Source organism: Streptomyces sp. NPDC085460 (assembly GCF_044541975.1).
In the GTDB taxonomy this organism is placed as follows: domain Bacteria; phylum Actinomycetota; class Actinomycetes; order Streptomycetales; family Streptomycetaceae; genus Streptomyces.
In genome coordinates, this window is the sequence record NZ_JBITTO010000004.1 from 142,111 (window position 1) to 164,414 (window position 22,304).

Genomic DNA, 22,304 nt, shown 5'->3' on the forward strand with positions numbered 1-22,304 from the left:
CGGGGCGGGGGTCCGGGCGGAGGTCCGGGTGCGGACGTCACGGCGGAGTCGTTGCTGGATGACGCCGTGGGGGCGTTTCTGCGGGCCGAGTTCGATGTCGTGCGGCCGCTGTTGCAGCGGCTGCGGCACGAGTTCGGGGTGCCCGACGGGGATCCGGCCAGGGTGCGGTACGACGTGCTCCTCGGCGCGCTGGCCGCGCGGGCCGGGAACTGGCGGGAGGCGGTACGGCGGTGCCCGGACGCGCCGTACGGGGCGGAGACCGGGATCGTCCACTTCCTCGCGGTGAGCGGCCTCCGCGAGCTCGCCCGCGAGGGGCGGCACACCGACGCGGGCACCGCGGCGGTGGTGATCGTGCTGTGGGCGTACCTCCTGGAGGAGGAGGACCTGGGCGGCTTCCGTGAGCTGCTCGGCGCGCGGCGGGGCACGCCCGTTCCCGACGAGCTGTGGGAGCAGGGGCAGGCGCGGTTGCGCGGGCGGATCGCCGAGCTGCTGCGCGCGCAGGACGCGCGGGCCGGGCGGGACGCCCTCTCCGCCTGGCACACGGCGTGGGAGGCGGAGTGCCGGATCGGCGCGGTCTTCGTCGACGACGTGCCCACGGACGCCGGGCCGCACGCCCTCATCCCGCTCGAAGAGGCCGCCCGGCAGCTCGCCCACCACGGGCACGGTGCCGACCTCCTCGCCGTCTACGCCGCCCGCCACCCCGACGTCGGCGCCTGGACCGGGGACGCCCCCGGGCACCGGGCCTGCGCGCCCTTCCTGCGCCGGGCCCTCGGCGAGCGGGGCCGGGAGCGGGTGCGGGCCGGCGCCTGGGGCGAGGCGCTGGCCGACTTCGGCGCCGCCGTACGGCTCGGGCTCACCCTCGGGGCCGAGGAGCGGGCGGACGTCCTGCGGGCGGGGAAGAACGTGGGCCGGAGCCGTACCGGGCGCGACTACTCCCCCCTCGTACGCATCGACGGGCTCGAACAGGCCCTCGCCCTCCTGCCCCTGGACACCCACCTGGCCGCCGAACTGACCGCCGAACTGGTCCAGCAGGCGGCGCGGACCGCCGACACCGACCCCGCCGAGAGCCGGAGGCGGTACGCGCGCGCCCTGGCCGTGTCCCCGGGCGACCGGGACGCCCTCGCGGGCCTCGCGGGCCTCGACGAGCGGTTACGGGCGAACCTGGACCGGGCGAACCGGGGCACGTACCGGGGGGATCCGATCCCGGCCGACGAGGTGCGGCGGCTGCTCGGCCGCCACGCGGGCGACGCGGCGGCCCGTCGGTGGCTGGAGAACCACTACACGGAGCACGCCGTGACCGCCGCCGTGCGGGGGCGCACGGACGAGGCCCGGGGCGCCGTCCGCGCGCTGCTCCACCTGGAGAGCCCGGCGGGGTCGTACGACGCGGAGCGCGTCGACGACCGGCTCGCGACCCTCCTCGTCGACGCGGCCGGGCGCGTCGGTACGGAGATCCCGCTCCGCGGCACCGGGCGGGAGCGCCGCGCCGAGCTGGAACGGCGGGTCGCCCAGGAGATCGCCGCCGCCCGGGACCGCGGCGCCGTCGCGGCCCGCCGCGCCGAAGCGGAACGCCGGGCCGAGCTGCTGGCGGTGGCGGCGTCGCTCCCGAGCCGGGCTGGGGACGGGGGCGGGGCCGGGGCCGGGAGCGGGGAGGCCGGAAGCGGGGGCGGGGGCGGGCTCGGCGGGCTCGCCGACGAGGCGGTGCTCCGCCTCGCCCTCCACCTCCAGGCGGAGGCGGCCTGGTCGGACGTCATCGGACTGTTCCTCCGGGGCCGGATCCGGACCGGAGCCGACCCGGCCCTCGACCGGCTCGTGCACCTCGCCTACCGGTGCCGGGCGCGGGCCAGGGAGCAGGCCGGGGACACGGCCGGCGCGCTGCGCGACCGCGCGTGCGCCGAAGGGGTCCGCGCCGGGCAGTCGGCGGGGGCGCAGCTCTTCAGGCAGGGGCCCGCAGGCCCCCGCGCTGCCGGTCCTCGCGCCGGCGATTCTGGCTCCACCGACACCCGCTCCCCCGACACCGGTTCCTCCGGCGCCGGTTCCGACTCCGGACAGGACGCCCTCTGGTGAACGACGACAGCGCCGGCGACGCGCCGCCCGCGCTCCCCTGGTTCGGCCCCACGCTCCACGAGCTGCTGCCCGACGCGCCGCTCGGCACCCGGCCCGTGGACCTGCGCAGACGGGCCGCGCCCGAGCTGTCGGCCGCCGCGGCCCGGAAGGACCCGGTCCGGCACGCGCTCGTCCACCGGGCCAACCAGAACTCCCGCACGCCCGTCGACGCGCTCGTCGCCGAGCTGCTCACCCCGAACCTGCCGCACCCCGAACCCGACCCCGTCCCTGATCCCGAGGAGCGCTCGTGACCGGTCCCGGTCCCCTCCCCCCTGACGCCGGCGGCCCGCCGTCCGAGCTCGACAAGCTGCGCCGCAGGGTCGCCGCCCTGTCCGAGAAGCGCGAGGAGGCGGAGGCCCGGCTCCAGGCCCTGCTGGGCTCGCTGCTGTCGCTGGACGACGTCCTCGCCGACACCCGCCTGCGGGCCGGTGTCCTGTACGAGGCGCGGTCCGCGCGCGAGACGGCCTCGGCGGCCCTCGCGCTGGGCGAGCAGATCGAGGCGGCCCATCTGATGCTGCGGGTCGAGTTCGAGCGGCACGACGTGCGTCCGATGGACGTGGTGGGGCGGGCCCTCGACCCGGCGGAGATGCGGGTGGTCGGTACGGAGCCGCACCCGGGCCGTCCGGACGGCACCGTGCTGCGGGAGAAGCTCACCGGCTTCCGGCGGGGTTCCGCCACCCTCCGGCCGGCGCAGGTGGTCGTCTCGGTGCCGGGCCCCGCGCCGGAGCCCGTACCCGGACCCGTACCCGGACCCGGACCGGATCACGTACCCGCCTCCGAGGCCGAAACCGATCCCGACCTCGATCCCGTCTCCGATTCCGTACGGGCTCAGCCGCGGCGCACCACCCGCGCGCAGCGGCGGCTGCTCCGCAAGCCGTCGGTACGGCGGGCACGGCGTCCCCGTCGCGCCGGCTGACTCCGTACGGCACCTGCCTGCATCTCCCCCGCCTCCGCCTCGACGATCAGGAAGCACCCCTCATGCACCGGACCCTCGGCATCGATCTCGGCACCACCAACTCCGTCGCCGCGTGGATGCGTGACGGCGTCCCCGTCGTCCTGCGCAACCGCGACGGCGGCCAGGCCACCCCGTCGGCCGTCGGCGTCGACCCCCTCGGCACCCTGCTCGTCGGGCAGGAGGCGCTCAACTGGCGTTCCGCAGAGCCCGGTTCGGTGATCACGGAGGTGAAGCGGCTGATCGGGCGGCGCTGGGACGACGAGCTCGTCCAGAAGGCGCTGAAGACCCGGCCCGCCGACGCGCCGGCCGTACGGGAGGGTCCCGACGGCTCGGTGCAGGTGCGGCTCGGCACGCACTGGCTCTCCCCCGTGCAGGTCTCGGCCGTGCTGCTGCGGCGGCTCAGGAAGGACGCCGAGGACGCGGCGGGCGTGCCGTTCCGGCGCGCGGTGATCACCGTCCCCGCGTACTTCGCCGAGCCACAGTTCGCGGCGGTGCGCGAGGCCGGCCGGCTCGCCGGGTTCCATGTGGCGCGGATCGTGCAGGAACCGACCGCCGCCGCCCACGCGTTCGGGGTCAGGACGGGCGAGGACGGGCTCAAGGAGTACGCCACGGTGCTCGTCTTCGACCTGGGCGGCGGCACCTTCGACGTGTCGCTCCTGACGCTCGGCCCTGGCCACTTCTCGGTGGCCGGGCTCGGCGGGGACAACCTCCTCGGCGGGGCCGACTTCGACGCGCTGCTCGACGGGCACCTGCGGGAGCGGTTCGACGGGCGGGACCACGACGGGGACGGCGACGCCCACCGCATCCGCGCCGCCGCCGAGCGCGCGAAGATCGAACTGTCCGGGCAGGACGCCTCCGAGGTGGTCCTCTCCCCGCTGGGACGGCAGGGCGGCTCCTGGTCCGGGACGGTACGGCGGGCCGACTTCGAGGAGCTCATCGGCGACCACCTGCGCCGGATGCGGGAGACGGTCGAGACGGTCCTCACCGACTACAGCGCGATGCCCGAGGACGTCCAGCGGGTCCTGCTGGTCGGCGGCTCCACCCTGGTGCCGGCCGTCCGGCGCGAGCTCCAGGAGCTCTTCGGCGCGGCGACGGTGTCGGACGCGGTGGACCCGATGACGGCCGTCGCCCACGGCGCCGCCGTGGAGGCCGGTCTCCTCGACGTGCTGGACTGCCCGTCGGCCGCCTGCACCGCCGAGCGCATCCCCGTCGCCGCCGACGCATGCCCTGCCTGCGCCACCCCGCTGCTCGGCGCGGCCACGGTCGACTGTCCGGGCTGTCACGTGCCGGACCCGCAGTCCACCGCCGCCTGCCCGGTGTGCGCCACGGACCTGTCCGGGCTGCGCGCGGCCGCCCCGACCGTCACCCTCGTCACCTGCGGGGAGTGCGGCCGGGACGACAACCCGGCGACCGCGACCGTGTGCGGGGACTGCGACGCGCCCCTGGACACCGGTGGTCTGAAGTGCCCCGGCTGCGGCATGGTCAACGCGCCCGGTCTCAGCGGCTGTTCGAACTGCGGCAGCGACTTCGGGACCGCGCTGCCGGAGCAGATCACCGCGCAGCACATCGGGATCGAGCTCCAGGACGGCACGGTGAAGGTGCTGTTCCCCGGGGGCACCCCGTACCCGACCGAGTGGCACCGGGTGGACGACCTCGCGATCCGCAGCGACCGCGGCACGTCCGTGCGGTTCAACCTCTGGGAGGGGCAGCACCTGCGCTCCGCCCAGCGCAACGACTTCTGCGGCGGGTTCCTCCACGAGCAGCCCGAGGGGCTGCGGGGCGACCTGCCGCTGACCCTGTACGTGCGGCTCGACGCCGACCGGACCATCGCCCTCAAGTACCGCATCGGCTCCGGCGAGGAGCACGGCGCCGCGCTGCGGCGCAGCATGGTCTCCGCCTCCGTCGGCCGGAAGGCTGCGGCGCTCCGGGCCGGTTACGCCGAGTTCCTGGACACCTGGAGGCAGGAGCTGACCCACGCCGAGCGCGACGCGCTCACCGAGATCACGGACGACCTCGCGGCCCTCGGCCGGGGCGAGCCCGTGAGCGGGTCCCTCGACGGGTTCCTCGACACCGCCCGCGACACCCTGGACCTGTGCACGCGCGCCCGGAGCGCCCAGGCGGGGGCGCGGATCATCTCGCGGGGCGGGCGCGGGCTGCTGGCCGCCGAGCTCCTGGAGGACCTGCGGAGGGCGGGCGAGGCGGTGAAGGAGGCCCGCGACGCCATGGACGTCCCCGCCATGCGGGAGGCTACGGAGCGGGTGGAGGCCCTGTGGCCCGGCATCGACCCGGCGGTGCGCACCGCGCTCTACGCCATCCGCTTCGCCGAGCAGAACTCCTACCCCGCCACGCTGCGCACGGAGGTCCTCGCCGCCCGGGACGCCCTGCGAGGGGCGATGGCCCGCGGCGACCGCGCCGCCCGGGACACCCAGCTGGTCCGCCTCGGCCGCCTCGGCGAGCAGGGCCGGGGGCAGTTCGCGGAGGACCGGGACCTCACGGCGCCGACGAGCGTCCTGCCGTCGCAGCGGTAGGACGCTCGCCAGGGGGACTGCTGCTATCCGCCGCCCGGCATCACCCCGCCGCCCTTGAGGCGTTCGAGGTCGGAGGCGCGGGTCTCGATGACGAAGAGGGCGATCAGGGCGGCGACGACGGCGAAGATCGCCGCCGTGACGAAGCCCGCGGAGACGCCGGAGGTGAGGACCTGGTCGGCGTAGGGCGGGGGGAGTTCGCCGGTGCGGCCGAACTCGGCCTTCTCCAGGGGGCCCGCCTCGGCGAGGAAGGCGGGCACCTGCACCTCGGCCTCGTTCCGGCTGTACGTGCCGAAGACGGTGACGAGGATCGACAGGCCCAGTGAACCACCCACCTGCTGGGTCGCGTTGAGGATGCCCGAGGCGGCGCCGGCCTCCCGCTGTTCGACGTTGGACAGCGCCATGATGGTCAGCGAGACGAACATCAGGCCCATGCCGAGGCCGAAGACGAGGATCGGCCCGAGGATGCTGCCGCTGTAGGTCGAGTGCACGTCGGTGAGCGTCAGCCAGGCGAGTCCCGCCGCGGCGAGGAGCGAACCCGTCACCATGAAGGGCTTCGGACCGTAGCGGGGCAGCAGGCTGGAGGTCAGGCCCGCGCCCACCGCGATGATCGCGCTGACCGGCAGGAAGGCGAGGCCCGTGCGCAACGGGCTGAAGTCCAGGACCTGTTGGACGAACAGGGTCAGGAAGAAGAACATCCCGAAGATCGCCGCCGCGAGGCAGAGCATGATCGCGTAGGTGCCCGAGCGGTTGCGGTCGGCGAACATGTGCAGGGGTGTGATGGGCTGTTGCGAGCGGCGCTCGATCAGGATGAACGCCGTGAGGAGCACCACCGCCGCGACGAACGAGCCGATCGTGAGCACATCACGCCAGCCCTCCTGGGCGGCACGGATGAAGCCGTACACGAGGGCGACCATGCCGAGGGTGGCCGTCAGCGCGCCGGCGAGGTCGAAGTGGCCGGGATGCCGCTCGGACTCCTTGACGTGACGGGGCGTCAGGAGGGCGATGACCACGGCGATGGGCACGTTCACGAAGAAGATCCAGCGCCAGTCGAGCCACTCCACCAGCATGCCGCCGGCGACCAGGCCGATCGCGCCGCCGCCCGCCGAGACGCCCGCGAAAACTCCGAAGGCCCGGTTGCGCTCGGGTCCTTCGTCGAAGTTCGAGGTGATGAGGGCCAGGGACGTCGGTGACGAGATGGCACCGCCGACGCCCTGGAGAGCGCGGGCCGCGAGGAGTTGCCACTCGCTCTGCGCCAATCCGCAGAGCAGGGAGGCGAGTCCGAAGAGCAGGACGCCGAAGATGAAGACCCTGCGCCTGCCGAGGATGTCGCCCGCGCGGCCGCCCAGCAGGAGGAGGCCGCCGAAGGTCAGCGTGTAGGCGTTGACCACCCAGGCCAGGCTTGTCGTCGAGAAGTCCAACGAGCGCTGGATGTCGGGCAGTGCGATGTTGACGATGGTGATGTCGAGGACGACCATCAGCTGGCAGGAGGCGATCACGAAGAGTGCGATGCCCTTGCCGTCGCCCGCCTTGGTGGAATTCGGGTCCACCGCCGGAGTCTTCGGCTTCGGTGTGCTGCTCATGATTCGTTCATGGCGCGCCGCGCCCTCACCTCAGGAGCCGTGGGCCGGTCGGTCCACCTTTCGACCCTAAGCCCGGCCCCCGGTGGCGACCAGTCGATCAAGCACGGCCCCCCGTCCGGCGTGACCTGACACCATCCGGAGCCGGGCGGGGCCCAGTTCGGTACGGCCCCGCTCCGGTACGTACGCCGTGGCCCCCCGGCCCCCGGCCCCCGCCTCCCGGGCGCCCTGCCGCTCCGTACACCGGGTACTCCGGTCCGATTCGGGTCAGAATGCGGTCATGTGGGCTCTCTCCGACGCCCTCGGGCGTCCCGGTCGCCTTCTCCGGACCGGACCAGGTGGTGCGGTGACCCCGTCGCGTCGCGGCCCGGCCTCTTCCCGGTGGCGCGGCCGACCGGTTTCCCGGTGGCCCGGACCGGCTGCTCCGCTCACCCGCGGGATACGCGCGATACGTCAGGGAGGCGGCCCACGGGCCGGGGACGGAGGGCCGGGACCGTGCGGCTGACCCCCTCAGGACACGTCGACGGCTTCGCCCGGGAACGGCTGCCGCCCGCCGCCCAGTGGCCCCGGCTGGTCTTCGGCCTGCCCGGCCTCGCCTACCCCGAACGGCTCAACTGCGCCGCCGAACTCCTCGACGCCACGACCGAACGGTTCGGCGCCGGACGGCCCGCCTTCCACGACGGGGAGGGCGGCACCTGGACCTACGGCGAGCTGCGCGGGCACGTGGACCGGATCGCCCATGTGCTCACCGGGGACCTGGGACTGCGGCCCGGCAACCGGGTCCTGCTGCGCGGGCCGACCACGCCCTGGCTCGCCGCCTGCTGGCTCGCCGTGGTGAAGGCAGGCGGGATAGCCGTCTCCGTCCCGCCGGAACAGCGGGCCGCCGAGCTCGCCTTCGCCGCCGGGACGGCCGCCTGCTCGCTGGCGCTCTGCGCGGCGGACTCCCTCGACGAGCTGCTGGCCGCCCGCGTGCCGGGCCTGACGGTCGTCCCGTACGGCGGTGAGGGGCGCGACGACCTCCTCGCCCTCGCCGCCCGCCGGTCCCCCGACCCCTACCGGGCGGCCGACACCGCCGCCGACGACGTGGCCCTGATCGCCTTCACCTCCGGCACCACCGGCCGCCCCAAGGGGTGCGTCCACTTCCACCGGGACGTCCTGGCCGTCGCCGACACGTTCTCCGCGCACGTCCTGCGGCCCCGCCCCGACGACGTCTTCGCCGGCTCCCCGCAGCTCGCCTTCACCTTCGGCCTCGGCGGGCTCCTCGTGTTCCCGCTGCGGGCCGGCGCCAGCACCGTGCTGCTGGACCGGGCCGGGCCGCAGCAGCTGCTCGCGGAGATCGGCCGGCACCGGGTCTCGGTGCTCTTCAGCGGCCCCGCCGTCTACCGGATGATGCTCCGCCTGCTCGACGGCGGCTCCGGCGCCGACCTCTCCTCGCTGCGGCGCTGCGTCTCGGCCGGCGAGCACCTGCCCGACGCGGTGTGGACCGCCTGGTACGCCAGGACCGGCCTCCGGCTGATCAACGGCATCGGTGCCACCGAACTGCTGCACATCTTCGTCGCGGGGGCCGACGCCGACAGCGGCCCGGGCACCACCGGCCGGCCGGTGCCCGGCTGGCAGGCCGCCGTCCTGGGCCCGGACGGGCGGCCGGTGCCGGACGGGTGCGAGGGACTGCTGGCCGTCCGCGGCCCGGTCGGCTGCCGCTATCTGGCCGACGGCCGGCAGACGGAGTACGTCCGCCACGGCTGGAACCTCACCGGCGACCGGTACGTCCGCGAGCCGGGCGGCCGCTTCCGCTACGTGTCCCGCGCCGACGACATGATCATCTCGGCCGGGCACACCATCGCCGGCGCCCAGGTGGAGGAGGTCCTGCTCACCCATCCGGACGTGGTCGAGACGGCGGTCGTCGGCCGCCCGGACCCGGTGCGCGGCGAGGCCGTCGTCGCCTACGCGGTGGTCCGGAAGGGGGTGCCGCGCGACGCCGCCACCGGGGCCGCGCTGCGCTCCTTCGTCCGCGCCAGGCTCGCCCCGTACAAGTGCCCCCGGGCGGTCGTCTTCGTCGACGCGCTGCCCCGTACCGCCACGGGCAAGCTCCAGCGCCACCTGCTGCGCGACGGGTCGGGCCCGGGGCCCGCCCCGGCCGGAGCCGCCGGTCCACCCCGCACGGCCTAAAGTGATCACGTGGCCGAGCAGCACACCCCCCGTTCCCTGATCGTCTCGCTCTACGGCGCCTACGGCCGACCGTCCGAGGAGACGCCGATGCCGGTCGCCGCGCTGATCCGGCTGCTCGCGGCGGTCGGCGTGGACGCGCCCTCGGTACGTTCCTCGGTGTCCCGGCTGAAGCGGCGCGGGCTGCTGCTCGCCCGCCGCACCCCCGACGGCTCGGCCGGGTACGCGCTCTCCGACGACGCCCGGCGGCTCCTGGAGGACGGTGACCGGCGGATCTACGCCCGTACGGAGCCGTCCCTGGCGGACGGCTGGGTCCTGGCCGTCTTCTCGGTCCCGGAGCAGGAGCGGCACAAGCGGCACCTGCTGCGCTCCCGGCTCGGCCGGCTCGGTTTCGGTTCGGCGGCACCGGGCGTGTGGATCGCGCCGGCCCGGCTGTACGAGGAGACCCGCAACGCCCTGGAACGCCTTGAGCTCTCCCCGTACGTGGACTTCTTCCGCGGCGAGCACCTGGGATACACGGCGACGGCGGAGGCGGTCGCCCGCTGGTGGGACCTGCCCGCGATCGCCCGGCTGCACGAGGAGTTCCTGGCCGGTCACGAGCCGGTCCTCGCGGCCTGGCGGGCGGCGCCCGGCACCGTGGAGGACGCCTACCGCGACTACCTGCTCACCCTGGACGCCTGGCGCCGGCTGCCCTACGCCGACCCGGTGCTGCCGGCCGAGCTGCTGCCCGCCGGATGGCCGGGCCGGAGGTCGGCGGAGGTCTTCGCGGAGCTGCACGCGCTGCTGTGGGAGCGGGGCGCGGAGTACGTCCGGGCGGTGGAGAAGGACCTGTAGGGAGCCGGTCGTGGGGGCGCCACGGGGCCCCGGGCGTCCGAGGGCATCGCCACGGCGGCATCCAAGGGTCCAGGGCCTCGGATCCAGAATTCTGGATCCGTGATCCGTGATCCGTGATCCGTGATCCAGGATCCGTGATCCAAAATTCTGGATCCTGGATCCAATATCCGGGATCCCACCGTGAAGGGGGACCTGCGTCCCTCCCCCGCCGGGACCCCGGTCCCGCGCGGTCGGGAAGAGGGTCCCGGAACCTCGGGAGGGGGGTCTCTGTGGCCGGTAATCGACCCCCCTCTATGGTTGAAACCAGGACGTCTCGGGTCGCCCCGCTCCGTTTCCCCGTCGCCCGTCCGCCACCCCCCGGCCAAGGGAGCCCTCCCCCCATGCCCGAAGTCACCGGCCCCGCACCTGCCGCGCCAGGAGCCTGTTGGCGGATCCGGCTGCCCCGTACCACCGCCGCCGTCCCGGTCGCCCGCGCCCTGGTGCGTAACGCCCTCGGCGAGATCGACCCCGCCGCCACCGACCGGCCGGACCTCGACACGGCCGAGCTGCTCACCGCCGAGCTGGTGGCCAACGCGGTGGAGCACACCTCGGGTGACGGCCCCATCGAGCTGATCATCGAGCTCCTCGCGGCGCCCGGCGGCTGTCAGATCGAGGTGCACGACCCCGATCCCGCCCGGCCCGGCCGGCTGGTCTGCCCGGATCCGGAGGACGAGGTGGACCCCTGGCAGGAGCACGGCCGGGGACTGCTCCTCATCCGGGCGCTGAGCAGCGACTGCGGTCACCGCCCGACCCCCGACGGCAAGGCGGTCTGGTTCACGCTCCCCCGGGTGCCCGCCCAGCGGAGTCGTCGGCGGGCGTGAGCGCGAGGCGGGAGCGGCGGCGCCCGTAGACCGCGTACAGCACGGCCCCGGCCACGAGGAAGCAGGCGAAGACGAGCCAGGTGCGCCAGCCGGTGCCCCAGATGAGGTAGAGGCAGAAGCCGATGCCGAGGACCGGGCTCAGCGGGTACAGCGGCACCTTGAACGAGCGGGCGAGACCGGGCTCGCGGCGGCGCAGCACCATCACCGCGAGGTTGACCACGGCCATGATCGCGAGGGTGCCGATGGTGGTGAGGTCGACGACCACGTCGAGCGGGGCGAAGGCCGCCGGGACGGCGAAGACGCCGGCGACGATCCAGGTGTTGGCGACGGGGGTGGAGGTCTTCGGGGAGACCCGTTCGAGGACCCGGGGCATCAGGCCGTCGCGGGACATCGCCATCAGGATGCGGGTCTGGCCGTACATCACGGCGAGGACCACGGAGGCGATGGCGACCACGGCGCCGAAGGCGATGATCCCGCCGCCGACGGTGGAGCCGGTGACCTGGTCGACGACGAGGGAGAGCGCGGCCGGCTTGTCGGCGACCTCGTCGGCGCCGAGCGCGCCGATCGCGGCGAGGGCGACGGCGCAGTAGAGCACGGTGACGACGCCGATGCAGATGAGGATGGCGAGCGGGATGTTCCGGCGCGGGTTCTTCACCTCCTCGCCGGCGGTGGTGATGGCGTCGAAGCCGATGTACGAGAAGAAGGCGACCGAGGCGCCGGCGGTGATGCCGCTCATGCCCTCGGTGGCGAACGGCGAGAGGTGCCCGGCCTGGAAGGCGGAGAAGCCGATGGCGCAGAAGGCGACCAGGATGCCGATCTTGAGGATCGACATGGCGGCGGTGGCGCGGGCGCTCTCGCGGACGCCGCGGACCAGGAGGGTCGCGGCCATCAGGATGACGACCACGGCGGGCAGGTTGATCACGCCGCCCTCGGAGGGTCCCGCGGCGAGCGCGTCGGGCAGCCGGAGGCCGGTGACGCTGTGCAGCAGCTCGTCGAGGTACTGGCTCCAGCCGACGGCGACCGCGGAGACGGAGACGCCGTACTCCAGGAGCAGGCACCAGCCGACCAGGAAGGCGGCCCGCTCGCCGAGGCTCGCGTAGGCGAAGGAGTAGGAGGAGCCGGAGACCGGGATGGCGCCGCCGAGCTCCGCGAAGGAGAAGGCGGTGAAGACGCAGGTGATCGCGGCGAGGACGAAGGAGACGACGACCGCGGGTCCCGCCTCGGCGACGCTGTCGGCGAGTCCGACGAAGATGCCGGTGCCGACGATCGCCCCGACGCCGAAGCACACGAGCTGGAAGAGGCCCATGGTGCGCTTGAGGCTGTGGCCTTCGAGGTCACCGCCGGATTCGGCGATCAGTTGCTGGGGGGATTTGATCCGCGAGAACATGCGGCGCTTCTCATCTCTGGTCTTGCTGATGTTGCTGATGCTGCGTTGTTGCAGGTGTTGCAGTGGTGTCAGTGGTTGCTGTCACTCACTCCTGCTGCCGGCCCCGTCGTTCCGGCCGTGCATGCGTAAGGGGGCCCGGGCATGTGTGCCCGGACCCCCCTGACGCTGGGACGATCCTATGCTCCGGCGGGACCCGCCATGGTCGCGACGAGGACCGCCTTGATGGTGTGGAGCCGGTTCTCGGCCTCGTCGAAGACGACGGAGTGCGCCGACTCGAAGACCTCGTCGGAGACCTCCAGCTCGGTCAGCCCGTGCCGGTCGTGGACCTCGCGGGCGACCTTCGTGCCCAGGTCGTGGAAGGCGGGCAGGCAGTGCAGGAACTTCACGTCCGGGTTGCCGGTGGCGCGCAGGACGTCCATGGTCACGGCGTACGGGGCGAGGGCGGCGATCCGCTCGTCCCACACCTCCTTGGGCTCGCCCATCGAGACCCAGACGTCGGTGATGACGAAGTCGGCGCCCCGAACGCCGTCGGCGACGGACTCGGTGAGGGTGAGCTTGGCGCCGCTCCCGTCGGCGAGCTCGCGGGCGGCCGCGACGACCTCGGGGGCCGGCCAGTACGCCTCGGGGGCGACGATCCGCACGTCCATGCCGAGCAGGGCGCCGGTGACCAGGTAGGAGTTGCCCATGTTGAAGCGGGCGTCGCCGAGGTAGGCGAAGGTGATGCCGTCCAGCGGCTTCTCGCTGTGCTCGGACATGGTGAGCACGTCGGCGAGCATCTGCGTGGGGTGCCAGTCGTCGGTCAGGCCGTTGAAGACGGGGACGCCGGCGAAGGCGGCCAGCTCCTCCACGGTGGCCTGGCTGTCGCCCCGGTACTCGATGCCGTCGAACATGCGGCCGAGGACGCGGGCGGTGTCCTTGACCGACTCCTTGTGCCCCATCTGCGAGCCGGAGGGGTCGAGGTAGGTGGTGGAGGCGCCCTGGTCCGCGGCGGCGACCTCGAAGGCGCAGCGGGTGCGGGTGGAGGTCTTCTCGAAGATCAGGGCGATGTTCCTGCCGCGCAGCCGCTGCGTCTCCGTGCCCGCCTTCTTGGCGGCCTTCAGCTCGGCGGCGAGGTCGACCAGGCCGCGGAACTCCTCGGCGGTGAAGTCCAGCTCCTTGAGGAAGGGGCGGCCGGAGAGGTGAAGGGCCATGGGGGGCGCTCCTGAGATGCGGTCGGGCGGGTTCGGGAAGACCTTGGAAGTGTATACATAACACAGCATGCTTATACAGCCCTCCGGGTGGGCCTCCGCTCACACCGGATCCAGCCCTCCGGGTGGTCCTCCGCTCACACCGGATCCAACCCTCCGGGTGGTCCTCCGCTCACACCGGATCCCGCACCACCGGGCAGCTCATGCAGCGCGGACCGCCCCGCCCCCGCCCCAGCTCGCTCCCGGGGATCTCGATCACCTCGATGCCCCGCTTCCGCAGGTGCGTGTTGGTCGTCACGTTCCGCTCGTACGCCACCACCACCCCCGGCTCCACCGCGAGCACGTTGCAGCCGTCGTCCCACTGCTCCCGCTCCGCCGCGTGCACGTCCTGCGTCGCCGTCAGCACCCGCACGTCCTGGAGCCCCAGCGCCGCCGCGATCGCGCTGTGCATCTGCTCCGGCGGGTGGTCCGTCACCCGCAGCGCCTGCCCGTCGTCGCCCGGCTCGATCGTGTACGAGCGCAGCATCCCGAGCCCTGCGTACTGGGTGAAGGTGTCCCCGTCCACCATCGTCATCACCGTGTCCAGGTGCATGAACGCCCGCCGCTTCGGCATGTCGAGCGCCACGATCGACCGCGCCGAACCCGCCGCGAACAGCCCCCGCGCCAGCATCTCCACCGCCTGCGGGGTGGTCCGCTCGCTCATCCCGATGAGGACCGCGCCGTTGCCGATGACCAGCACGTCCCCGCCCTCGATCGTCGACGGATAGTCCGCCTGCCCCTCCGACCAGTGGTGGAACGGCCCCGCCTCCGGGCCCGTGAAGAGCGGGTGGTGCTTGTAGATCGCCTCGAAGTGCACCGTCTCCCGCTGCCGCGCCGGCCACCGCATCGCGTTGATCGACACCCCGTCGTAGATCCACGCCGAGGTGTCCCGGGTGAAGAGGTGGTTCGGCAGCGGACCGAGCACGAAGTCGTCGAGGTCGAGCGCGTGGAACCGGACCGACGTCGGCTCCCGGTGCGCCGCCAGGAACTCCCGCTTCGTCATCCCGCCGACCAGCGCCTCCACCAGCGCCCCGGTGTCGAGCGAGTCGAACGCCTCCCGCAGATGGTCGGCGGCCAGCGGCCCGTACTCCTTCTCGTCGAAGACCCGGTCCAGGACCAGCGCCCGCGCCGCCGGCACGTCCAGCGCCTCCCTCAGCAGATCGCCGAAGAGATGCACCTCGACCCCCCGGTCGCGGAGCACGTCCGCGAAGCCGTCGTGCTCCTGACGGGCCCGCCGCACCCAGAGCACGTCGTCGAAGAGCAGGGCGTCCTTGTTGGTCGGGGTCAGCCGCTTGAGCTCCAGATCGGGGCGGTGGAGGATCACGCGGCGGAGCCGGCCGGTCTCGGAGTCGACATGGAATCCCATGCGCCCATCCTGACGGAGCGGACCGCCGGACGCGTGACACGCGCACGGTCGAATTCGGCGGCCGGGACTCGGAAGGGGCGGGGGCAAGGAGGGGGAGGGGGCGGTACGGCGACCGCCCCCTCCCCGCTACAGCCTCGGGTCCACCGGCTCCGACTCCAGGGCCAGCACCGCGAAGACCGCCTCGTGCACCCGCCACAGCGGTTCCCCGGCCGCCAGCCGCTCCAGCGCCTCCAGACCGAGCGCGTACTCGCGCAGCGCCAGCGAACGCTTGTGGCCGAGGTGACGCTGCCGCAGCCGCGCCAGGTTCTCCGGACGGGTGTACTCGGGGCCGTACACGATCCGCAGGTACTCCCGGCCGCGCACCTTCACGCCCGGCTGCACGAGCCGGTCCTTGCCGTCCCGGACCAGCGCGGCGAGCGGCTTCACGACCATGCCCTCGCCGCCGGCGCCGGTCAGCTCCAGCCACCAGTCGGTGCCCGCGCGGACGGACGCCTCGTCGCCGGTGTCGACGACGATCCGCCGCGTCACCTGGAGCAGCCCCGTCGGATCGTGCTCCACCAGCAGGTCCAGCCACCCCAGCTGGGTGTCGTGCGGCACGCCCGCGAACGACCGCCCGCGCCCGGCCAGCACCTGGAACGGCGCGAAGCGCACCCCCTCCAGGCCCTCCGTCGGCCAGCAGTACCGCCGGTACGCCTCGGTGAACGCGCCCGCGTCCACCGCCCGTTCGCGCTGCGCGGCCAGCAGCCCTTCGAGCCCCTCGACCCCCCGCCCGACCGCCGCCTCCAGGGCCCGTACGGCCTCCGGGAGGACGGCGCCGGACGCCGCGCCGACCGCCGCGTACTGGTGGCGCAGCAGCCCGCCCGACTTCAGCGACCACGGCATCAGCTCGCCGTCGAGCAGCAGCCAGTCCGTGTCGAGCTCCTCCCACAGCCCCGCCGCGCCGATCGCCGTCCGCAGCCGGGCGAGGACCTGCTCGGTGGCGGCCTCGTCGTCGAAGAACGGCCGGCCGGTACGGGTGTGCAGCGCGCCCGTCGGGCCGTCCACGCCGAACCGTTCCCGGGCCGCGTCCGCGTCCCGGCAGACCAGCGCGACCGCCCGCGAGCCCATGTGCTTCTCCTCGCACACGACCCGCTCGACGCCGTCCGCCCGGTACTGGGCGAACGCCTCCGCCGGGTGCTCCAGGTAGTCCTCCGCCCGCGCGGTCGGCGTCGGCGCCATCGTCGGCGGCAGGTAGGCGAGCAGCCGGGGATCGACCGCGAACCGGCTCATGACCTCCAGGGCCGCCGCCGCGTTCTCCTCCCGTACCGCGACCCGGCCGAAGTGCCGGGTCTCCACCGTGCGCCGCCCGTGGACGTCGGCCAGGTCGAGCGGGCGCCCCTCGTGCCCGCCCGGCGCCTCCGACGACAGCGGACGCGCCGGCGCGTACCAGACTTTCTCGGCGGGGACGTCGACGAGCTCGCGCTCCGGCCAGCGCAGGGCGGTCATCCGCCCGCCGAACACGGCACCCGTGTCCAGGCAGATCGTGTTGTTGACCCAGGACGTCGTCGGCACCGGCGTGTGCCCGTACACGACCGTCGCCCGGCCCCGGTACTCCTCCGCCCACGGGTACCGCACCGGCAGCCCGAACTCGTCGGTCTCGCCGGTGGTGTCGCCGTACAGGGCGTGCGAGCGGACCCGGCCCGACGTACGGCCGTGGTACTTCTCCGGCAGACCGGCGTGGCACACCACCAGCTTCCCGTCGTCCAGGACGTAGTGGCTCACCAGGCCGTCGATGAACCTCCGTACCTCGTCGCGGAACGCGTCGGGCTCGCGCTCCAGCTGCTCGACGGTCTCGGCGAGACCGTGCGTCAGCTGGACCTTCCTGCCCTTCAGCCAGCGCCCCAGCTTGTTCTCGTGGTTGCCCGGCACGCAGAGCGCGTTCCCGGCCGCCACCATGCCCATCACCCGGCGCAGCACGCCCGGCGAGTCCGGCCCCCGGTCGACCAGGTCGCCGACGAAGACCGCCGTACGCCCCTCCGGGTGCACGCCGTCCACGTAGCCGAGCCGGTCGAGCAGCGTCTCCAGCTCGCTCCGGCAGCCGTGGATGTCGCCGATGATGTCGAACGGGCCGGTGAGGTGCCGCAGATCGTTGAACCGGCGCTCCAGACGCACCTCGGCCGCGTCCACCTCCTCGACCGACCGCAGGACGTGGACCTTGCGGAACCCTTCCCGCTCCAGGCCCTTCAACCCCCGGTGGAGTTCCCGTCGGTGACGGGGAATCACATGATCCGGCATTCCGGCCCGGTCGGCCCGCAGCGCGTTGCGCGCACGGCACACCGACTCGGGCAGGTCGAGCACGATCGCGATCGGCAGCACGTCGTGCTCCCGGGCGAGCTGGACGAGCTGCCGGCGCGCCTCGCGCTGCACGTTGGTGGCGTCGACGACGGTCAGCCGGCCGGCCGCGAGCCGCTTGCCGACGATGTAGTGCAGCAGGTCGAAGGCGTCCCGGGACGCCGACTGGTCGTTCTCGTCGTCCGCGACGAGCCCCCGGCAGAAGTCCGAGGACACCACCTCGGTCGGCTTGAAGTGCCGCCGCGCGAAGGACGACTTGCCGGATCCGGTCGCGCCGACGAGGACGACGAGGGACAGATCGGTGACGGGCAGGACCCGACGCTCCTCGATGGTGGTGACGGTCATGCCCGATCCTCCTCCCGCTTCCTCGTCCGCTGTTCCTCGTCTTGCCCCGCGCGGGTGAAGACGGCCATCTGCGTCGGCGCGCCGACCTCGGGGTCGTCCGGCCCGACGGGCGCGAACTCCACGCCGTACCCGTACCGTGCGGCCACGCCCTCGGCCCATGCGCGGAACTCCGCCCGCGTCCACTCGAAGCGGTGGTCGCCGTGCCGGACGTGCCCGGCGGGCAGCGACTCCCAGCGCACGTTGTACTCGACGTTCGGCGTGGTCACGACGACCGTGCGGGGCCGGGCGGACCCGAACACCGCGAACTCCAGGGCCGGCAGCCTCGGCAGGTCCAGGTGCTCGATGACCTCGCTGAGCACGGCCGCGTCATAGCCGCCGAGCCGCTTGTCCGTGTACGTGAGCGAGCCCTGGAGCAGCCGCACGCGGGCGGACTGCCGCTCCCCCATCCGGTCCAGCCGCATCCGCCGCGCGGCCACGGTCAGCGCGCGGACCGACACGTCCACGCCCACGATCTCCGTGAACCGGACGTCCTTCAGCAGCGCCTGCACCAACTGGCCCTGCCCGCAGCCCAGATCGAGGACCCGGGCGGCTCCGGCCGACCGCAGGGCGGCCAGGATCGCGGTACGCCGCCGCTCGGCGAGCGGCACCGGCCGCTCCTCCGTGTCGCTCGTCTCGTCCACCGCGTTGTCGACGTCCTCGACGTCGAGCCCGTCGGCCTCGGCCAGCCGGACCAGTTCCAGCCGCTCCGACGCCTCCCGGGCCAGGCTCCGGCGGCGCGACAGATAGCGCGTGGTGATCAGCTCGCGTCGCGGATGCGCCGCCAGCCAGCCCTCGCCGGCCCGCAGCAGCTTGTCCACCTCGTCGGGCGCCACCCAGTAGTGCTTGGAGTCGTCGAGGACCGGCAGCAGCACATAGAGCTGGTTCAGCGCGTCCGCGAGCCGCAGCCCGTCACCCGCCAGCACCAGCCGCACGTACCGCGAGTCGCCCCACTCGGGGAACTCCGCGTCCAGCGCGACCGGTTCGGCCTCCACCGTCGTCCAGCCGAGCGGCCCGAACAGCTCCCGGACCAGCTCCGCGCCACCCCGCGCCGGCAGCACCGGCACCTCGATCCGCAGCGGCAGCGGCTCGGCCGCCCGCTCGGGCAGCGCCCGGCACACCCCGTGCAGCGCCGTCTTGAAGACCTGCGCGAGGGCGACCGCGAGCAGCGAGGACGCCGCGTAGGGCCGGTCGTTCACGTACTGCGCGAGGGCCGCGTCCGGGGCGCCGCCCCGGCCCTTGCCCTGGCCGCGGCGCACCAGCGCCACGGGGTCCACCTCCAGGAGCAGCGCCGCGGTGCAATGCTCCGCGGTGGCCTCGGGGTAGAGCACGTGCGCGGTACCGTGCGAGGTCGAGAACGCCTGTGCCCGCTCGGGATGCTTGTGCAGCAGGAATCCGAGATCGGTCGCGGGGCGCTCCAGGGTGCCGGTGGTACTGATCGTCAGGAACACACGTCCGAGTATGAACACCCCCCACCCCACCCACCAGGTATTTTCCCGGTCCGGCGCTGCTGCGAGGATGCTCCCATGGACGAGAGCGCGACGGACGACGACCTGGTGGCCCTCCTGCGCGGAACGGTCCACGCCCACCACCCCGACGAGCGGATCACGATCACGCCCCTAGTCTGCCCGGCCTGTGGCTGGAACCGGTTCGAGGTCGTCGCCGACGAATGCTTCTGTGAAGGCTGCTGCCTCCCGCTCGGTGTCGAGGACGGCGGCGTCCACCCGAACGGCTACCCCTGGCGCCTCACCCCCGCCCACCCCGGCCCCTCCCCCGTCTTCGCCTGCCCCGACGGCCACGACCTTTTCGAAGCCGCCCTCGCCCTCACCACCACCCCGCGTGACGAACCCCGCCGCCTCTCCCTGGCCCTCCGGTGCACGGACGACGGCACCGGCTTCCTCCACATCGACAACGCGACGATCACTCCCAGACCCTGCCCGTGTCCCCCCGGGTCCCACGTCCAGACGCCCCCCGCGGACCCGGGTCTCTAGATGCCCAGCCCCTCGCGCCCCGCCCCCTCGGCCCCCCTCCCCCTCCCCCTCCCCCTGTTCCCCCTGTCCCTCAGCTCCGGCGATGGCGGCGATCGTCGCCGGGCCGACGCGGCAGCAGCCGCCCACGAGGCGGGCGCCGGCCGTGGTCCAGGTGGCGGCGAGGCCGGGGGCTTCGGTCGGGCCGAAGGCCGCCGGGCCCCGCCAGGCGCCGGGGTCGGGCGCCCACTGCTCCCCGCTGTTGGGGTAGGCGACGCCGGGCTTGCCGGTGACCGCCACCGCCGCGGCCACCGCGTCCGCCACCTCGGCCGGGTCGCAGCAGTTCACGCCCACCGCCACCACCTGGTCGTTCCCGGCGGCCACCGCGAAGGCTTCGGCCAGGTCCTGGCCGGCCCTCGTACGGCCGCCCGCCACCGTGTACGAGAGCCACACCGGCACCCCGCACCCGGCGACCGCCCGCAGCAGCGCCTCGGCCTCGTCGCTGTCCGGCACGGTCTCCAGGGCCAGGACGTCCGGGCCCGCCGCCGCGAGCGCCGCCACCCTCGGGCGGTGGAAGCGCTCCAGGGCGCGCACCGACAGCCCGTACCGTCCCCGGTACTCGCTTCCGTCGGCCGCCATCGCCCCGTACGGCCCGACGGAGGCCGCCACCCAGCCCGCCCCCCGGCCGGCCGCGCGGGCCAGCGACACGCTCCGGCTCAGGAGCGCCGTCGTGGCCTCGCGGCCGAGGCCACGACGGGCGAAGCCCTCATAAGTGGCCTGGTAGCTGGAGGTGATCAGCACCCGGGCACCGGCCCGGACGTAGGCGGTGTGGGCCGCCTCGATCTGGTCGGGCGCGTCGGCCAGCAGCCGCGCCGACCAGAGCGCGTCCGACAGGTCGCAGCCCTGGGCCTCCAGTTGGTTGGAGAGCCCGCCGTCGAGGACGAGCACGCCGTCGGAGAGCGCCCGCGCGAACGTCCGGACCGGTGCCATCGGTTCTCACCCCAGCTGCGGTGCGACCTGCGCGGAGATCAGCTCCAGGTGGTCCAGGTCGTCCAGGTCGAGCACCTGGAGATAGACCCGGGAGGAGCCGACCGCCGCGTACCGGCCGAGCTTCTCGACGACCTCGGCGGGCGAGCCCGCGAGGCCGTTGGCCTTCAGTTCCTCCACGTCCCGGCCGATGGCGGCGGCCCGGCGCGCCACCTCGGCGTCGTCCTTGCCGACGCAGACGACCAGCGCGTTGGAGTACACGAGGTCGTCGGCGCGCCGGCCCGCTTCCTCGGCGGCGGCCCGGACGCGCCCGAACTGCCGCTCGGTGTCCGCCAGGGAGGCGAACGGGATGTTGAACTCGTCGGCGTACCGAGCCGCGAGCCGGGGCGTGCGGGTCGCGCCGTGTCCGCCGACGAGCACCGGGATCTTCTGCTGGGCGGGCTTGGGCAGGGCGGGCGAGTCGGCGAGGGTGTAGTACTTCCCCTCGTAGGAGAAGGTCTTGCCGACCTCGGTCTCCCACAGGCCCGTGACGACCGCCAGCTGCTCCTCCAGCCGGCCGAACTTCTCCTTCGGGAACGGGATGCCGTACGCGGTGTGCTCTTCCTCGAACCAGCCCGCGCCGAGGCCGAATTCGACGCGCCCGCCGGACATCTGGTCGACCTGGGCGACCTGGATGGCGAGGACGCCCGGCAGCCGGAAGGTGCCGGCGGTCATCAGGGTGCCGAGGCGGATCCGCTTGGTCTCGCGGGCGAGGCCCGCCAGCGTGATCCAGGCGTCCGTCGGCCCGGGCAGTCCGTCGGACGAGCCCATGCGGAGGTAGTGGTCGGAGCGGAAGAAGGCGTCGAAGCCGAGTTCCTCCGTGGCGCGCGCGACCCGGAGGAGGGTGTCGTAGTCGGCGCCCTGCTGGGGTTCGGTGAAGATGCGAAGATCCATACCTCCATCCTGCACCCAGGGGTGCGTGTCAAGCCGCGCGTCAGCGCGCGGTGCCGTCCGGCACGGTCGGGTGAATATCCGTCCCCCCTGGCGGGACGCGTCACCGCTGCCCAGTGACCGTGACCGGGCCTCGTCGTTTGCCGGGGCGGAGCCGGACCGCCCGGCCCGCGTGCCGGCGGCAGCAGCCGGTGCGTCGTTCTTCTCCCGTGATCCCGTCCGCGTCGGCCGGGGCCCGGGGCGAGGAGGCCGCGATGTCCCAGGAAGCCGCGTCGGAGCAGGCGCTGCCCGAGCAGCAGGTGCCGCAGTCCGTTCCCGACCAGCAGGCTCCCGGAGCCCCGAAGGGGCTGCTCCAGCAGATGGAGGAGCTGATGGCGGCGCTCTCCGCCGATCTCTCCCAGCTGGACGCCGACCTCCAGTCCTCGGTGGAGCGGCAGGAGCCGCAGCCGGGGGCAGAGGCGCAGCCCGTGGCGGCGCCGCTGCAGACGCCGCTGTCGGCGCCGTCCGCCGGTCGTCGTGCCGACGGCCCCGGCCACGAGGGCCGTGACCTCGGCGGAAGCGGCGAACCGCGCCGCTGACCCCTCTCCTCCCCCTCTCCTCCCCTCCCCCGCTGTCCGGGCCCGCGACCGTCACCGGTCCCGGGCCCGGTCGCGTCCCCGGTCCAGATGCCGATCCCGGTCCCCTTCCCGGTCCCCGATCCGTTCTT

General features: G+C 74.0%; 15 protein-coding genes and 1 pseudogene. 8 read left to right on the forward strand and 8 right to left on the reverse strand.

Annotation, left to right across the window (positions count from 1 at the left end):
* Positions 1 to 66 precede the first annotated feature (66 nt).
* The 4 genes from ACIGHB_RS11745 to ACIGHB_RS11760 all read left to right on the forward strand — a co-directional run bounded on the left by ACIGHB_RS11745 (position 67) and on the right by ACIGHB_RS11760 (position 5,586).
* Positions 67 to 2,064, forward strand: coding sequence for a hypothetical protein (locus ACIGHB_RS11745; protein ID WP_399911881.1), 1,998 nt, complete (start codon positions 67 to 69; stop codon positions 2,062 to 2,064).
* Positions 2,061 to 2,354, forward strand: coding sequence for a hypothetical protein (locus ACIGHB_RS11750; RefSeq protein WP_360320135.1), 294 nt, complete (start codon positions 2,061 to 2,063; stop codon positions 2,352 to 2,354). Before ACIGHB_RS11745 ends, ACIGHB_RS11750 begins: the two co-directional genes overlap by 4 nt.
* On the forward strand, positions 2,351 to 3,019 hold the full coding sequence (grpE, locus tag ACIGHB_RS11755; RefSeq protein WP_399911886.1) for a nucleotide exchange factor GrpE: 669 nt from the start codon (positions 2,351 to 2,353) through the stop codon (positions 3,017 to 3,019). The genes ACIGHB_RS11750 and grpE overlap by 4 nt, the downstream gene beginning before the upstream one ends.
* A gap of 62 nt (positions 3,020 to 3,081) precedes the next feature.
* The gene (locus ACIGHB_RS11760) at positions 3,082 to 5,586 is read left to right on the forward strand and encodes an Hsp70 family protein (protein ID WP_399911889.1); all 2,505 of its coding nucleotides are present in this window, start codon (positions 3,082 to 3,084) and stop codon (positions 5,584 to 5,586) included.
* Positions 5,587 to 5,609: 23 nt separating this feature from the next.
* Here ACIGHB_RS11760 and ACIGHB_RS11765 read toward each other — a convergent pair whose 3' ends face one another.
* Complete coding sequence (locus ACIGHB_RS11765; protein ID WP_360320144.1) at positions 5,610 to 7,166, reverse strand: MFS transporter; 1,557 nt, start codon at positions 7,164 to 7,166, stop codon at positions 5,610 to 5,612.
* A 492-nt stretch (positions 7,167 to 7,658) separates the two neighbouring features.
* Here ACIGHB_RS11765 and ACIGHB_RS11770 point away from each other — a divergent pair, with 492 nt between their 5' ends.
* The 3 genes from ACIGHB_RS11770 to ACIGHB_RS11780 all read left to right on the forward strand — a co-directional run bounded on the left by ACIGHB_RS11770 (position 7,659) and on the right by ACIGHB_RS11780 (position 11,023).
* A complete protein-coding gene (locus ACIGHB_RS11770) occupies positions 7,659 to 9,332 on the forward strand; it encodes an AMP-binding protein (RefSeq protein ID WP_399911893.1) in 1,674 nt (557 codons plus the stop codon).
* Between the two features lie 9 nt (positions 9,333 to 9,341).
* Positions 9,342 to 10,163 (forward strand): PaaX family transcriptional regulator C-terminal domain-containing protein, encoded by an 822-nt coding sequence (locus ACIGHB_RS11775; protein ID WP_360320150.1) that lies wholly within the window; start codon positions 9,342 to 9,344, stop codon positions 10,161 to 10,163.
* Between the two features lie 380 nt (positions 10,164 to 10,543).
* Complete coding sequence (locus tag ACIGHB_RS11780; RefSeq protein ID WP_399911898.1) at positions 10,544 to 11,023, forward strand: ATP-binding protein; 480 nt, start codon at positions 10,544 to 10,546, stop codon at positions 11,021 to 11,023.
* Here the strand turns inward: ACIGHB_RS11780 and ACIGHB_RS11785 are convergent.
* From ACIGHB_RS11785 to ACIGHB_RS11815, 7 genes and pseudogenes are all read right to left on the reverse strand, one after another.
* Positions 10,977 to 12,410 carry an amino acid permease gene (locus ACIGHB_RS11785; protein ID WP_399911901.1) on the reverse strand — a complete coding sequence of 478 codons (1,434 nt, stop codon included), beginning with the start codon at positions 12,408 to 12,410 and terminating at the stop codon, positions 10,977 to 10,979. The two genes, ACIGHB_RS11780 and ACIGHB_RS11785, sit on opposite strands and share 47 nt — an antisense overlap.
* 176 nt (positions 12,411 to 12,586) lie before the next feature.
* Positions 12,587 to 13,600, reverse strand: coding sequence for an ornithine carbamoyltransferase (gene argF, locus ACIGHB_RS11790; RefSeq protein WP_360320159.1), 1,014 nt, complete (start codon positions 13,598 to 13,600; stop codon positions 12,587 to 12,589).
* A gap of 169 nt (positions 13,601 to 13,769) precedes the next feature.
* Positions 13,770 to 15,002, reverse strand: coding sequence for an arginine deiminase (locus ACIGHB_RS11795; RefSeq protein WP_360320162.1), 1,233 nt, complete (start codon positions 15,000 to 15,002; stop codon positions 13,770 to 13,772).
* A gap of 126 nt (positions 15,003 to 15,128) precedes the next feature.
* Entirely contained in the window at positions 15,129 to 17,678 is a 2,550-nt protein-coding gene (locus ACIGHB_RS11800; RefSeq protein WP_399911906.1) for a polynucleotide kinase-phosphatase, read from the reverse strand.
* Entirely contained in the window at positions 17,675 to 19,165 is a 1,491-nt protein-coding gene (locus ACIGHB_RS11805; RefSeq protein WP_399911909.1) for a 3' terminal RNA ribose 2'-O-methyltransferase Hen1, read from the reverse strand. Before ACIGHB_RS11805 ends, ACIGHB_RS11800 begins: the two co-directional genes overlap by 4 nt.
* A gap of 600 nt (positions 19,166 to 19,765) precedes the next feature.
* Positions 19,766 to 20,671, reverse strand: a pseudogene (gene mmuM / locus ACIGHB_RS11810) (homocysteine S-methyltransferase); the annotation flags it as partial.
* Positions 20,672 to 20,677: 6 nt separating this feature from the next.
* Positions 20,678 to 21,601, reverse strand: coding sequence for an LLM class F420-dependent oxidoreductase (locus ACIGHB_RS11815; RefSeq protein ID WP_399911912.1), 924 nt, complete (start codon positions 21,599 to 21,601; stop codon positions 20,678 to 20,680).
* Between the two features lie 251 nt (positions 21,602 to 21,852).
* Here ACIGHB_RS11815 and ACIGHB_RS11820 point away from each other — a divergent pair, with 251 nt between their 5' ends.
* Entirely contained in the window at positions 21,853 to 22,176 is a 324-nt protein-coding gene (locus ACIGHB_RS11820; protein ID WP_399911915.1) for a hypothetical protein, read from the forward strand.
* Positions 22,177 to 22,304: the final 128 nt, after the last annotated feature.